The 13,562-nt window shown below is 32.0% G+C and carries 13 protein-coding genes and 2 pseudogenes; 12 read left to right on the top strand and 3 right to left on the bottom strand.

From position 1 onward, the window contains the following. Positions 1 to 60: 60 nt before the first annotated feature. The gene (locus IMX26_RS06620) at positions 61 to 348 is read left to right on the top strand and encodes a metalloregulator ArsR/SmtB family transcription factor (RefSeq protein ID WP_195160886.1); all 288 of its coding nucleotides are present in this window, start codon (positions 61 to 63) and stop codon (positions 346 to 348) included. A 71-nt stretch (positions 349 to 419) separates the two neighbouring features. Here the strand turns inward: IMX26_RS06620 and IMX26_RS06615 are convergent. After that, positions 420 to 1,093: pseudogene (locus tag IMX26_RS06615) on the bottom strand (TIGR00266 family protein). Positions 1,094 to 1,339: 246 nt separating this feature from the next. On the opposite strand from IMX26_RS06615, the gene IMX26_RS06610 reads away from it, so the two are divergent. The 5 genes from IMX26_RS06610 (at position 1,340) to IMX26_RS06595 (ending at position 3,816) form a co-directional block, all read left to right on the top strand. Further along, on the top strand, positions 1,340 to 1,834 hold the full coding sequence (locus tag IMX26_RS06610) for an NUDIX domain-containing protein (RefSeq protein ID WP_195160885.1): 495 nt from the start codon (positions 1,340 to 1,342) through the stop codon (positions 1,832 to 1,834). An 80-nt stretch (positions 1,835 to 1,914) separates the two neighbouring features. Then, complete coding sequence (locus tag IMX26_RS17835; RefSeq protein ID WP_243259318.1) at positions 1,915 to 2,229, top strand: small multi-drug export protein; 315 nt, start codon at positions 1,915 to 1,917, stop codon at positions 2,227 to 2,229. Continuing rightward, positions 2,223 to 2,396, top strand: coding sequence for a small multi-drug export protein (locus tag IMX26_RS17830; RefSeq protein WP_243259317.1), 174 nt, complete (start codon positions 2,223 to 2,225; stop codon positions 2,394 to 2,396). Before IMX26_RS17835 ends, IMX26_RS17830 begins: the two co-directional genes overlap by 7 nt. A 99-nt stretch (positions 2,397 to 2,495) precedes the next feature. Beyond that, positions 2,496 to 3,326 (top strand): GNAT family N-acetyltransferase, encoded by an 831-nt coding sequence (locus tag IMX26_RS06600; protein ID WP_195160884.1) that lies wholly within the window; start codon positions 2,496 to 2,498, stop codon positions 3,324 to 3,326. Positions 3,327 to 3,339: 13 nt separating this feature from the next. Beyond that, complete coding sequence (locus IMX26_RS06595; RefSeq protein WP_195160883.1) at positions 3,340 to 3,816, top strand: HAD hydrolase family protein; 477 nt, start codon at positions 3,340 to 3,342, stop codon at positions 3,814 to 3,816. Positions 3,817 to 3,862: 46 nt separating this feature from the next. On the opposite strand, the gene IMX26_RS06590 is transcribed toward IMX26_RS06595, so the two are convergent. Next, positions 3,863 to 4,534: a membrane protein gene (locus tag IMX26_RS06590; protein WP_195160882.1), complete on the bottom strand. Its 672-nt coding sequence runs from the start codon at positions 4,532 to 4,534 to the stop codon at positions 3,863 to 3,865. Between the two features lie 10 nt (positions 4,535 to 4,544). Further along, entirely contained in the window at positions 4,545 to 6,125 is a 1,581-nt protein-coding gene (locus IMX26_RS06585; protein WP_195160881.1) for a D-aminoacylase, read from the bottom strand. A gap of 344 nt (positions 6,126 to 6,469) precedes the next feature. Between IMX26_RS06585 and IMX26_RS06580 the strand changes: the two genes are divergently transcribed. The 6 genes and pseudogenes from IMX26_RS06580 (at position 6,470) to IMX26_RS06555 (ending at position 13,523) form a co-directional block, all read left to right on the top strand. Then, complete coding sequence (locus IMX26_RS06580; RefSeq protein ID WP_195160880.1) at positions 6,470 to 7,522, top strand: NADH:flavin oxidoreductase; 1,053 nt, start codon at positions 6,470 to 6,472, stop codon at positions 7,520 to 7,522. Between the two features lie 109 nt (positions 7,523 to 7,631). After that, positions 7,632 to 8,846, top strand: a complete 1,215-nt coding sequence (locus tag IMX26_RS06575; protein WP_195160879.1) for a hypothetical protein — start codon at positions 7,632 to 7,634, stop codon at positions 8,844 to 8,846. Positions 8,847 to 8,916: 70 nt separating this feature from the next. After that, positions 8,917 to 9,201, top strand: a pseudogene (locus IMX26_RS17820) (glutaredoxin family protein); the annotation flags it as partial. Positions 9,202 to 9,225: 24 nt separating this feature from the next. Next, positions 9,226 to 10,314, top strand: coding sequence for a hypothetical protein (locus IMX26_RS06565; RefSeq protein ID WP_195160877.1), 1,089 nt, complete (start codon positions 9,226 to 9,228; stop codon positions 10,312 to 10,314). A 267-nt stretch (positions 10,315 to 10,581) separates the two neighbouring features. Then, entirely contained in the window at positions 10,582 to 12,210 is a 1,629-nt protein-coding gene (locus IMX26_RS06560) for a M20/M25/M40 family metallo-hydrolase (RefSeq protein WP_195160876.1), read from the top strand. 11 nt (positions 12,211 to 12,221) lie between these two features. Continuing rightward, on the top strand, positions 12,222 to 13,523 hold the full coding sequence (locus tag IMX26_RS06555; protein ID WP_195160875.1) for a M18 family aminopeptidase: 1,302 nt from the start codon (positions 12,222 to 12,224) through the stop codon (positions 13,521 to 13,523). The last annotated feature ends 39 nt before the right edge of the window (positions 13,524 to 13,562 follow it).

Raw genomic sequence — 13,562 nt, 5'->3', positions numbered from 1 at the left:
TTATTTATTTTGTACTTTACTTTATTGCATTATTGAGATACTGTAATAGAGGTGATATAAATGAGTTTAAAAAAAGAAATTAATATGCTTGAAGAAAAGGCTGAATTATTAAAGGCTTTGGCACACCCCATTAGGTTATGTATTGTTAAACGTTTAATTGAAAAAGGTAAGTGTAATGTTAATACCATGAAAGAGCATTTAAATTTGCCTCAATCCACAGTTTCTCAGTATTTAGGTAAGCTTAAAAATGCTAATGTTATTTCTTGTGAACGTAGTGGAAATATTGTTACTTATTATATAGACAATCCTCAAGTTGTTAGTATGCTAACAATATTGTTTAAACAATGATTATAAATTATAGATAAACTGTATTAGCAATAAACAAAGGGTTGTAGTGTTAAAACTACAACCCTTTTAGCTTAATTATTATTTGGAGCTAAAGAGAATATTGAACCTGCAAGGTTTCTAATAGGTAATGATTGTAACCCAATTTTACCTGGTCCTCTTAGTTTTACTAAAAACAACCCCTCTCCTCCAAAAAACATGTTTTTAATGCCTTTAACCTTTGTTATTTCGTATTTAACGGATTCATCAAAATAAGCAACATGACCTTGGTCAACAAGTAATTCTTGCCCCTGCGCTAACTGCATTTCAGTTAAACAGCCGTCTATTTCAAAAAAGGCTGTTCCTGTACCTGTTATTTTTTGTAGTATAAAACCCTCTCCCCCTATTAGGCCAGCAGAGAATTTTTTTGTAAAGGCAACTTCTAGGTTAACAGACTCTTCTGCACATAAAAATGCACCCTTTTGAAATATCATAGGTCGGTCTATTTGCATAGCTTTAATTTCACCTGGTAAGTTAGTAGCAAAAGCAATCTCTTGATTGTCTGCTTGAGATGTATAGGTGTTTAAAAATAAGCTTTCACCGCTAAAAGAGCGAGCTAAACCCTTTAAAAACCTCCCCTAGTAGAGGTGTCCATTGCTATATCAGAACTCATCCATGCCATACTACCATTTTCATTAAAAACCGATTCTCCTCGATTTAAAGTAACGCGTAAAATAGGTAAGTTACCACCCTCAATGCTATATTTCATAATGTTTTTCCTTTCGTTCACTAATGTTGAAATAGTTTTAGCTTTTACAATAAATTGTATAATCGCTATACAACTGATTTTATATACCCAATTTTAGCACTATTAAATCATAATATGTTAAGTTTATTAATATTCATAAAACTTTAATAAAATATTAGTCTTTACAGTAGTAAAATTACTTATATTGACATGGTTCTAGTGTTATGATAATTTTATTATCCACAAAAATGAAAGAGGGTGCTTAGTATGGAGTTATGGGATATTTATAACGATGAAAGGATAAAAACAGGTAAAGTTGTAGAGCGTGGTCAGCCAATGGCTCAAAATGAATTTCATTTAGTAGTTCATGTATGGATAAAAAATAGTAAAAACCAGTACCTTATTTCTAAAAGAACTGCTAATAAAACGTATGCAAATATGTGGGAGTGTACAGGTGGCTCTGCTACAGTAGGAGAGAGTAGTTTAAAAGCAGCACTACGAGAAGTTCAAGAGGAGATAGGTATTATTATTAATCCTAATAATGGTGAGTGTGTTTTTAATTATAAAAGGCAACATGCAGATTATCCAGATTTTTTAGATGTATATTTATTTAAGCAAGACATAAATATAAGTGATGTTATTTATCAGCAAGACGAGGTCTGTGATGCAAAATGGGCTACAAAAGAGCAAATCCTAAAGATGATAGCTCAAGGTATTTTTGTGCCTGTCTTTTTCTACCTAGATGATTTATTTAATTTATAACTAATGCAGTTGTATTATTTAAGTTATACTAATTTAGTGTTAAAATATTTTTAAGTTACTAATTAACTTAGGAGCAAAAAATGGTTGAATATTTATTAAATTTGTTAGGCGGACTTTCAGTAGAGCTAAAACTAATACTTATGTCTATGGCGCCTGTAGTTGAACTAAGAGGAGCAATTCCTGTTGGTATAGCTATGGGAGTTGAGCCTTTAAAAGCTTTAACTATATGTATGTTAGGAAGTTTAATTCCTACTCCATTTATTTTGTTTGGAGTAAGACCAGTTTTTAAATGGCTTAAGAGAACTAAACTTTTTAGAAAATTAATTAATAATTTATCGGATAAAACACTGCGTAGAAGTAAAAAGGTAAAAAATATGGTTTTTGGGGTTTGCTGATATTTGTAGCAACACCGTTACCGGGCACCGGTGTTTGGAGTGGAACTTTAGCAGCAGCCCTTCTTAATATGAGATTTAAAGTAGCCTTTCCTGCAATTGTAATTGGTAATTTTATTGCTGGTGTAATTGTAACCTTATTAAGTAGCAATTTATTATTAGCATTTTAACTGTTCAGACTTTTTAAAAAGAAGTTGTTATATAATTACATATAGAATTGTGATAATAATTGATTTAAATATTTTTTCTTTAACTAGAGAGGGAAAATTATGAGTAAAAAGCTAATTAATGAAGAAGCTAGTAAGCAATTGTTAAATAATGCTAATAATCTAAAGTACACATCGTTAAAATATATTGAGGCTAAAAATCTGCTTAATAGTAGAATACATATTATTACTAATGATTTAATTATTTTAAGCAAACACGTTAATGAAAAACTGCAAATCTTTTGGGCTTGTAACAAAAAAAATGACTTAATAAAAGCTATAAAGAAAATTATTCTTAATGATTTAAGTACCAATGTAAATATAGAGTTTATACCACCAGAATTTGTAGAGCAGTTAGCTGAAATTGGTTTTAAAGAAAATTCTCACTTTTTAGATTTTTGGCTAAAGAATATTTCCTCAATAGCTTTTGCTACAGGACATAATTATATTATTAGAGAATTAGGCAGTAATGAGTTAGCAGAGGCAAGTTATGTTACTAAAATGTGTTGCGGATTATCAAGAGGATTTGAGGGATCAAGCTTTAAAGCAATTAAAGAATGGTATGAAAATGTAAATTCTAAAATTTTTGTGGCTGAAATTAACAATAATATAGTTGCTGTATTATTAACAAATCTATATGGTTTTAATAGTGAAAAAGGGACTGTTGTATGGATAAAAGAACTAGCAGTTAACCCAAATTATCAAAGCTTAGGTTTAGCTCGCAACTTAATGTATTGTGGTTTAAATTGGGGCTTAGCAAATAATGCTAAACGTAGCTTTTTGAGCTGTGATAAACAAAACCATAAAGCTATAGCTTTATACGAAAAATTGGGTTATACACGTAGCTCTGATTTAGGACAAATTAATATGGTATACTTTATTAAAAAGTCTTAAGGAGTATATCTTTATGATAACAATACAAATACCTCAACAATCTGAATTAATAATAAAACATATTGTTTGTGATTTTAATGGTACCCTAGCAACAGCTGGCAAGGTTAGTTCTAAAACTATAAATTTGTTAACATCACTTAGTCTAAAACATGATGTAAAAGTTCATGTACTTACTGCAGACACCTTTGGTACTGTACATCAACAGTTTGCCCAATCTGCAATTAATGTTCATTTAGTATCTAAGCTAAACGGTACAATAGATAAAGCTGACTTCATTAAACAACTAGGGGTAGAAAATTGTGTGGCAATAGGTAATGGTAACAATGATATTGAAATGTTAAGGTTAGCAAAAATAGGAATATGCCTTATGGGTGAAGAGGGCTGTGCCACAAAAACTCTTGTTGCTAGTGATATAGTTGTTGCTAATATAAATGATGCTATAAGTCTTTTAGATAACCCCCTATCTTTAAAGGCCACATTAAGGCCCTAAATAAATCCTGTAAATAAATAATACTAAGGGTCTACGACCCTTAGTATTAATCGGCAATATTAGTTTGATTAGTATTTTTTGATTTTAACAAGTAATAAAGTTTAGCAAAATCTAAATGGTTAGCATCTTTAGGATTATATTTGCCAATTTTAAAAATCCACTGGATTATTGTGCCTGTACACAATGATAAAATAATTGTGCCAATACCTACAGGTCCACCCAGGAGATAACCAATAGCTAAAACTAAAACATCAATACTGGTTCTTATCTGTTGTACAGGTCTTTTTAAAAGCTTTACTAAACCCTCCATTAATCCATCTCTTGGTCCTGCTCCAAGTTCAACTTTTAAATAAAAATATGAACCCAAGCTAATTATAAACATACCTGCTAGTAGCATTATTAGTTTTAGTAAGAATGAACTAGGAGTTTTAAGTATGTTCATGCCTATAATAAGATCCACAAACATGCCAACAAAAAACATATTACACACACTAGCAAAGCCTGGCACAATTTTAATAAAGCAGGTTAAAACAAGAATAACTAATCCCGTTAGTTGGTCAGCTCTACCAAACGTAATTGGAAATAATTTTGTTAGACCAAAGTGAAAAACACCCCAAGGATTAAGACCTAACTTAGCAGTTATTGTAAGAGATATGCCAAAAGCAAGTAAAAACAATCCCAAAAATAATGTGGGAATTTTTTTTAATATAAAGGTCATTTTCATAAGCTTACTTTCTTCTTATTACAACCCCTGCACTAGCACCAGTGTGTTTGCTGTTATCTACAGATAATACACCATTAACAAATACTTTCTTTATGCCTACCGGAAACTGTTTAGGGTTTGTATAGGTAACATCTGTTCTTACGGTATTGGCATCAAATAATACTAAGTCAGCTTTTTTACCAGGTAACAGTAAACCTCTATCATATAAGCCAAGTTTAAATGCTGATGCAGAAGTCATTTTTCTGATAGCCTCAGGTAGAGTAAGAACTTGTTTGTCTCTAACATATTCACCCAAAACTCTGGCAAAGCTACCGTAAGTACGTGGGTGAGGCATGCCAGCAGTTAATGGTCCATCAATAGGTCGAGCGCTTGTATCAGAGCCCACCATCATGGCAGGGTGTTTCATAATACGCTCTAAGTCTTCATCACAAATGGTAAAGTAAACAATGCTTACTCGACCCTCTATTGATTGTAGAATATCAAAGCAGGTTTCAAATTCATCTGCATTACGTTCTTTAGCTATTTCTGCTACTGTTTTACCTATTAAGGACTCGTCTTCAAAAGTATGAGTAATTAAAATGTTATCAAAACCTACCCCTTTATGAATACTAATCCATTTATCTACACCCTGTAAAATATCGTGTTTAATTTTTGCTCTTTGCTCTTTATCGGCCAATCTTTCACGCATTTTACTGGCACCGCCAACGTGTGCCCAGGGTGGTAATACAGCACTTAAACCACAAGCGGAGGCTTTAAAAGGGTATTGGTCAAAGGTAACTTCAATTCCATCTTCTCTGGCTTTATCTATCATATTTAAAATGTCAACAGATTTACCCCACATATGTCTGCCCATAGCCTTTAAATGAGATATTTGCACTGGCACATTAGCCTGTTTGCCAATCTCTATGGCCTCGTTAACAGCCTCTAATACAAAATCATTTTCACCCCGAATATGAGAGAAGTAAATTCCATTGTAATCGGCTATAATTTTAGTTAATTCAATTAACTCTTCGGTATCAGCATACGAACTAGGGGTATAAATAAGTCCAGTACTTACACCAAAACAACCACTTTCCATTGCCTCTTTTAGCAACTCTTTCATTTCGTTCATTTCGGTGTTACTAGGTTTATTAGGGTTATAACCCATAACACATTGACGTATAGCTGCCTGACCAGCAACAGGAACAACATTAACACTTAAATCTTTTTCTTCAAGCAGAGTTAAAAACTCATTGGTGGTTCTCCAAGTAATGTCTATTTGAGACTTATCGGAGGTTTGTAAACGCAAGTCAGTCACTGGCGCTAAAAAGCTACCACATTGACCTAATACATTAGTTGTAACACCCTGCAACAGGTGAGAATGAGCCCTGCCATCCACATAAAGAACCATTCCTGAGTGAGTATGAACATCTATAAAACCAGGACTTAAATAAAGACCTTTGGCATCAATTACAGTTTCTGCTTTAGCATTACTAAAATCACCAATACTAGCAATAATATCATTTTTAATAGCAACATCGCCGTACCGCCAAGGATTACCTGCACCATCTAATAATCGGGCATTTTTTATAATATAAGAATACATAATTTTCACCTTCCTTAATAATATTAATTCGAGTACAAAAGTAAAAATCCTTCTTATGTTCGCTTCGCTCACGGAATAGGTTTGCCATAGGCAAACGGAGTGAGTATGCCACGGCATACGGTATGGGTCTGCTAACGCAGACGGTAGGCTTGCTAAAGCAAGTTTTTAACCATGAGCGAAGCGAATCCAAAACGTGAAGAGCGTTAGCTCAAGCCCACCCCGTGTTTCACATAGTGAAATACCCAAACTGCGAAGCTGTAAGGCAAGCCCAATCCGTGAGCAAAGCGAACCAATATGTTATACTATAGTTAACGTTAAAGTAATAGTTATTTGCGGAGGATAATATGAAAACTTTATTTGATAAAACTAGTTTTAACAGCCTAGAGCTTAAAAATAGATTAGTTCGGTCTGCTACTTGGGAACGTATGGCAAATGAAGATGGTACAGTTAATGATTCTTTGGTTAATGTATATAAAGAGTTAGCGGAGGGTGGAGTTGGGTTAATTATTACTGGTTATGCTTTTGTTACAGAGCATGAGCAGCCCAATCCAAAAATGTTGGGTATTAGTCATGATAAGTTTATACCTGGTCTTAAAAAACTTACTAAGGTTGTGCACAATTATGATAGTAAAATAATACTTCAAATAGCCTATGGTGGCTCACAAACTAGTTATAAAGTAGAAAATAGAATTATTTGGGGACCTTCTGCGGTAAGGCATCCTCGCTCTGGTATTACCCCAGTAGAAATGAAGCAAAAAGATATAGATGAGTTAATTAAAAGCTTTGCTTTAGCTGCAAAACGGGCACAAGAAGCAGGCTTTGACGGTGTGCAAATTCATGGTGCTCATGGTTATTTATTGAGTCAGTTTTTAAGCCCTTTCTTTAATAAAAGGCAGGATTTATATGGTGGTTCTTTAACCAATCGTATGCGTATAATATGTGAAATTTATGAAGAAATGCGAGCAGAAGTAGGTTCGCAGTTTAATATTTTAATAAAAATAAACTGCAGTGATTTTATGCAGCAGGGATTCACTTTTAATGAGAGTAAAGAGGTTTGTGGTCGACTTGCTAATTTAGGTATAAATGCTATTGAAATAAGTGGTGGCAACGACCCCAGTGTTGAGCCAAATCAAGAATCAGTATTTGCCAAGTATGCCTGCAACATTGCTGAAAGTTGTAAGGTGCCAATAATTGTTGTTAACAAAAATAGAGATCCAAAGATGTTAACCAAAATTTTAAATACAACAAATATTAGCTATTTTTCAATGAGTAGAGCCCTTATTTGTCAACCAAATTTAGCTAATATATGGATGCGTGGAGAATTTACTAAATCTATGTGTATTTCTTGTAATAAGTGTTTTAGAAAAGATGGTATTAAGTGTATTTTTAGTGTTTAATTTTATGAAGTTTATAATTTTTTTTATAATTATTTAATACTATACAGGAAAACTCAAAAGTATAACGAATATTCTCTTAATAATCACATGACAGTACGGGGGTTTTTGTATGGAACACTTAGATAATTTGTCTAGTTTAATTCAGTACTTAAAGGTTGGGGACTTTGAACACATTCATAACTATATTAATAAAGCTAGGGAGTTATCATATAGTACAACAGAAAGAAAAAAGCTTTTAGTTTTAGCTAATGATTATAAGGATATTAATAAAGACTTAAGCGCATTATTAGCTGATTTAGCTTTTGCTGAAAAAAGACCTGAACTAATGATTGATATTGAGGCTAGTTTTGAATCATGGAATAGCAGTCTTAAACAAGCAAGCTTAAAGTATTTGGACTATTTAAATTGTGAAGAATCTATTGAGCTGTATGCTAAGTTACTAGTTAAAAATAAAAATTGTATAAATACTATTCCTTTTGATATTACTAAAAATAATAAAAAACTTGCTTTTAAGTTTTTAAAAAATATAAATGATTGTTTTAGCAATAAAGAGTTAAAAGATTCTATGTATAGTTTAGCATTAGAGGTAGTAAGTGTTGCTACTGTAAACTACATAAATAGCTTAAAAGAGAACTTAATAGCAGATTTAATTGTAGCCTCTACCTCACTAAGTAAATATAGACATCAAAATGGTGTAAATTGGAAATTTAAAAATCCAGAGTATTTAAAAATTAGAAAAACATCTTGTTTGTTATTAGAGTTATCGGGAAAAATAGGTGATGAGAACTTTGTTTCAGCGTTAAGATCCTTTATGCGTATTGGTGATATGAAAATAAGACTATACGCAGCCATCGCTATTATTAAACTTAATGGTAATGTAAGAAAGTCAGATTTTATAAAAATGGCTCAAGATCCTGAGGTTAGAAACTGTTTATATAAATCTTTAAATGAACTAGGGTTACTAGATAAATTCCCTTGTACTTATATTACTGCCGAATTTTTTGCGGAGAGTGATATGGTTAAATGGTTAATAGATAATAGCTTATTTGCTTGTGCTCCAGAGGATTTAGAGCTTGTTTGCATTTTTGAAACAGAAGATGGTATTCAAAAATATGAATGGTATTTCTTTAAGTTTAAAACAAGTTTTAATCAATTTAGTATTAAAGGTATGATGACCGGAATTGCAGGTCCTTATCAAAAAAATGCTCCTTTAGGGCTAAATGGAGGCAATTTAACTACTAGTTGTTTTGAGCAATTTAATAAAAAAAGTTTACAAGAGCATATTGAACAAATGTTTTCAGTTTTACAAAGTAGTATAAACTAATAATGAAGTAAGGATGATGTAAATGATTAATATTGAATTATATACCAGTAGTACTTGACCACATTGTCATACAGCCCGAGAGTATCTTAGGCAAAATGGTTTAAAATTTACAGAGCATAATGTTAGTACAGATGAAAATGCCAGAAATGTTTTAATGACTAAGGGTTTAAGAGGTGTTCCTGCTTTTGTAGTAGGAAACGAAAGTTTTGTAGGACTAGACATTCAAAAATTAATGCAATTAATTGATTACAAAATAATAAATTGCCCTCATTGTAAACAAAGACTAAGAGTACCAAAAGATAAGAAAAACTTAAAAATAACATGTCAAAAGTGTAAAAATAACTTTATTGTGTAACAGCATAAAGAATGACTATAAAGAATGAAAAATATACAGAATATTTTAATAAATAACTTTGAAACTAAAATAATATCTTCAGGAGAAAATTACCCTAAGATAAATATTAATAATAATAATCTCAAATCCTTGTGTATCTTATTACATTGCAGAATATCATTAGCAGAAATTAAAGACTATTTTGGTTGGGATGATATTAAGTTATTTAATAGAATACGACTATTATTAAATGAAGATTTAATAATTAAAGTAAAAGATACCTATGTACCAAACTTTATGATTATAACCCTTAATGAAGGTAAACAACTTTATAATCAATTGCTTAATATCGACATAGAAGTTGCAGATTTAATTATAAGTAGCTTAAGTGAAATAAAACAGCAGGCTCTAAGTTTAAAATGTTTTAAACAGTTTAATTTTGAAGACATTTCACTTTTGGTATTAAGTAATATAATCTTAGATGCAGTTCAAATAGATTATGTTGAGAGTTTATTTTTGAGTTCTAAAAGAACTATAAGAAATACTATGAATTATTATTATTCTATACAAGAGAAAGATCCAAGTAGTGAAGTTGAGGCTTTTAGAATTTACGGAAATATGATTAAATCGTATGGAACTGTGGAGTTGGGGGTTTATGGGAATAAAAGAAATGGTATTAATTTTCATAACCTTAATCAAAGTCAACTTACTAAGTGGTTTAATATTAATAATCATAGAGATGTATTAAGCAATAAATCTTATTTATTGGAGCAGTTGCTTAAGTATTATTCTTACAATACTTATGAAATAAGTGAGCAGAATATTAATGGATTTAATAAATTAGGCATAATGAATGATAAATCTATCAGTATCCCTATTTTAAGTCAGCAGCAGTTTACCCTATGGTATGACATAGCTAAAATTATTACAGCTGACTTAATAAAAATTTTAAATAAAAACAAAGCAATGATTTATAATAATTACAGCAAGTCAGTTTATGTAAATGAAATAAGTTTTAACGAGTATTTTATTTGGTGGTATCATCTCTTATACTCCAAAATAACTGATATTTTAGTAGAAAAAAGAGTAGTAAAAATACCTAAAGAGGGTGTTGCAAGTTACATAGTTTATTAACAAGTTTTAATAGTTAATTTGTTTTTATGTTAATTACAATGGTATAGGTCTTTTATCACGTAAAAGACTTATACTATTTTTTTGTTTAAATTTAATTTTGGTTAATATTTTAAAGTCTGTACTCTGTAAAGCAGGTTATTTAACTTGCTTGTATAATATATATTTTAATAGCTTATTTATAAGTACAGTATTGTATTTTTTACAAATATACTAATCACATTATTATAGTACAATGATTGTATAGCTTAATTAGAGAGGTATAAACGTATGAAAAAAAGAATTGAGCAGTTGATGTTAAGGTTAGTAAATGTACCTTCAGAAACAGCAACCTTAGAAGAAAACAATATGTCACAGCAGTACATAAACATATTTAAGGAATTGGATTATTTTAAACAAAATCCAAATCATTGTGGTTTATATGATATCGAAAATGACTTTTTAGAGCGTAAGGTTGCTTGGGCTTTTGTTAAAGGTAGTGGAGCAAAAACAGTTGTGTTAATTAATCATTCCGACACTGTAGATACTCATGATTATGGCACATTAAGGCCTATTTCTACAAAACCTTTACAATTAGTTAAGCAGTTAAAAAATTTAAAGTTAAATGAAGAAAGTACAAAAGACTTAGAGAGTAATGAGTGGTTTTTTGGACGTGGTGTAGCAGACATGAAAGGTGGAGCTGCAATTCAGTTAGCATTGCTTGAGCAATACAGTATCGAAAAAGATTTTGAGGGCAATATTGTGTATTTATCTGTACCCGATGAAGAGACACTATCGGCTGGTATGCGTAGCTCAGTAAATTTGTTAACAGAATTACATAATAAATATGACCTGCAATATACTTTGCTGATTGATGTTGAAACCCATGTAAGAAACAGGGACGATCAAGCCATTCTATATGGTGGAAGTATTGGAAAAATAATGCCATCAGTATTTGTAAGGGGTGTAAGAGCTCATATTGGAAATGTTTTTCAGGGCTTTAGTCCAGTAGCTTTATTAAGTGAAGTTGCTAATAGAATGGAGCTAAACCAAGACTATAGTGATTCATTTAAAGGCGAGCTAGCACCACCACCAACTTGGATGTATTTTAGAGACGGTAAAAAGGGTTATGATGTGTCATTACCAGAGACTGCTTTTGGTTATACTAGCGTTTTAACCTTTACAATGTCACCAGAGCAAGTGCTAAAGGGATTAAAGCAAATTGTTACAGACTCTTTTGAAAGCTGTTTAAACAGGTATAACAAAGCCTATCACAAACACTATGGGCAGTCACCTAAAAATGACTGGTCGTGCGAGGTGTATAGCTTTGCAGAAATATATCAACAGGCTGTAGATAATGGTGGTAAAGAATTTGAAAATGAGTGGCATAAAGAGCTTGAAAAAGTGCAAATTTCTTTACGCAATAAAGAATATGATATGACACAAGCTACATCATTATTAATTCAGTTTATTGTAAACACTTTGCCACATAAACGCCCATTAGCTATAATAGCATTTGCACCACCATATTATCCTCATGTTGTAAATGCCCGAATGGATAATTTAAGTGATGCAGTTGTTAATATAGAGCAAAAATTAATAAATCTCTATACCGAAAAATTTAATGAAGAAATGAAGCTTCAGCATTTTTATACTGCAATCTCAGATATGAGTTATGCTTCATTACAAGACGCTACTGAGGTAATTCCCTACCTTGTGCCTAATATGCCATTATGGGGGAAAACCTATGATATACCTCTAAGCAGTATTGCAAAGCTCCAAATTCCATCTATAAATTTAGGACCTTGGGGCAAAGACTTACACATGTATACTGAGCGTGTTTATAAAAAGGACTTATTAGAGCGTACCCCATGGTTAATGGATAAGGCCATTCGCATTGCTTTATCTCAAAACATATAAGGAGAATAAAAATGAATAAAGAACAACAATTTTCACAGAACCTAGTAGATTTTTTAGATATTAATCCATCGCCATATCATGTAGTAGAAGGCGGAAAACAATTACTTAATAATAAGGGATTTAAGCAGCTTGAGTTAACACAAACATGGAGTTTAAAGCGTGGTGGAAAATACTATATTACCCGTAATGGCTCAACTTTAGTTGCCTTTATAGTTGGTACAGGAGAGCCAGAAGAGCATGGTTTTAAAATTGTAGGAGCACATACAGATGCCCCAGCATTAAAGATTAAAGCTATTCCAGAAATGCTTGCTGAAAAAAAATACTTAAAGCTTAATGTAGAGGTTTATGGTGGCCCAATTTACAGTACCTGGTTAGACCGCCCATTAGCTATAGCTGGTAGAGTAAGCACAAAGTCGAATAACCCTTTTAAACCTCATATAACTACAGTGGATATACGTGAGCCAATCGCCATTATTCCCAATATAGCAATTCACCAAAATCGCGAAATAAACAATGGTTTTAAATACAATCCTCAAAAAGATTTACTACCATTTTTAGGCATTGCTACTGACGATAATTTGGCAAAAGATTGGTTTATAACTAAAGTAGCCAAAGAGTGTAATGTTGCTAAAGAAGATATTTTAGGCTTTGACTTATACTTGTATGAACTACAAAAGGGTATGTTAACAGGCATAAATAAAGAGTTAGTTTCTGTTGGCAGGCTAGATGACGTTGCCATGAGTTATACAGCTTTACAGTCAATAGCTGCTTGTGAAGCAACAAAATCAACAACTATTGCTGCTTGTTTTGATAACGAAGAGATAGGCAGTAGAACAAAACAGGGTGCAGGATCATCACTAATGTACACCTTATTAGAGAGAATAATGCTTGGCCTTAATAAAAATACCGAAGAATTTCATAGAGCACGTTATCAATCGTTCTTTATTTCCTGCGATATGGCTCATGCTGTGCACCCAAATGCTACAGATAAACACGATGCAACTCATCGCCCTGTCATTAACGGTGGTCCAGTTATAAAGGTACATCATGGTCAAAAGTACACAACAGATGCTGATTCTGGGGCGGTTTTTAAGTCTGTATGTGAAAAAGCTAATATCCCTTACCAAGAGTTTCACAACCGTAATGATGCCCGTAGTGGTGGAACAATTGGCAATATAGTTGCTAGCTTATTGGATGTAAGGGCTGTAGATATTGGTAACCCAATGTTAGCAATGCACTCGATTAGAGAGCTTGGTGGAGTATTAGATAATTATTACCTATATGAGTGTTTTAAAACATTCTTTTCTCTTTAAAAAAATGATAAAAAATAAAGTTTAAGCCTATTAAAAAAG

The organism is Clostridium sp. 'deep sea', assembly GCF_014931565.1.
Taxonomy (GTDB): domain Bacteria; phylum Bacillota; class UBA994; order PWPR01; family PWPR01.
Note: the sequence above shows the minus strand (reverse complement) of the source record. Positions and strands in the feature narration are given on the sequence as shown.

Excerpts from the sequence above, each read along its gene's own strand:
- IMX26_RS06620 (WP_195160886.1), top strand. The coding sequence starts at position 61 with ATGAGTTTAAAAAAAGAAATTAATATGCTTGAAGAAAAGGCTGAATTA.
- IMX26_RS06610 (WP_195160885.1), top strand. The coding sequence starts at position 1,340 with ATGGAGTTATGGGATATTTATAACGATGAAAGGATAAAAACAGGTAAA.
- IMX26_RS17835 (WP_243259318.1), top strand. The coding sequence starts at position 1,915 with ATGGTTGAATATTTATTAAATTTGTTAGGCGGACTTTCAGTAGAGCTA.
- IMX26_RS06600 (WP_195160884.1), top strand. The coding sequence starts at position 2,496 with ATGAGTAAAAAGCTAATTAATGAAGAAGCTAGTAAGCAATTGTTAAAT.
- IMX26_RS06595 (WP_195160883.1), top strand. The coding sequence starts at position 3,340 with ATGATAACAATACAAATACCTCAACAATCTGAATTAATAATAAAACAT.
- IMX26_RS06590 (WP_195160882.1), bottom strand. The coding sequence starts at position 4,534 with ATGACCTTTATATTAAAAAAAATTCCCACATTATTTTTGGGATTGTTT.
- IMX26_RS06585 (WP_195160881.1), bottom strand. The coding sequence starts at position 6,125 with ATGTATTCTTATATTATAAAAAATGCCCGATTATTAGATGGTGCAGGT.
- IMX26_RS06580 (WP_195160880.1), top strand. The coding sequence starts at position 6,470 with ATGAAAACTTTATTTGATAAAACTAGTTTTAACAGCCTAGAGCTTAAA.
- IMX26_RS06575 (WP_195160879.1), top strand. The coding sequence starts at position 7,632 with ATGGAACACTTAGATAATTTGTCTAGTTTAATTCAGTACTTAAAGGTT.
- IMX26_RS06565 (WP_195160877.1), top strand. The coding sequence starts at position 9,226 with ATGAAAAATATACAGAATATTTTAATAAATAACTTTGAAACTAAAATA.
- IMX26_RS06560 (WP_195160876.1), top strand. The coding sequence starts at position 10,582 with ATGAAAAAAAGAATTGAGCAGTTGATGTTAAGGTTAGTAAATGTACCT.
- IMX26_RS06555 (WP_195160875.1), top strand. The coding sequence starts at position 12,222 with ATGAATAAAGAACAACAATTTTCACAGAACCTAGTAGATTTTTTAGAT.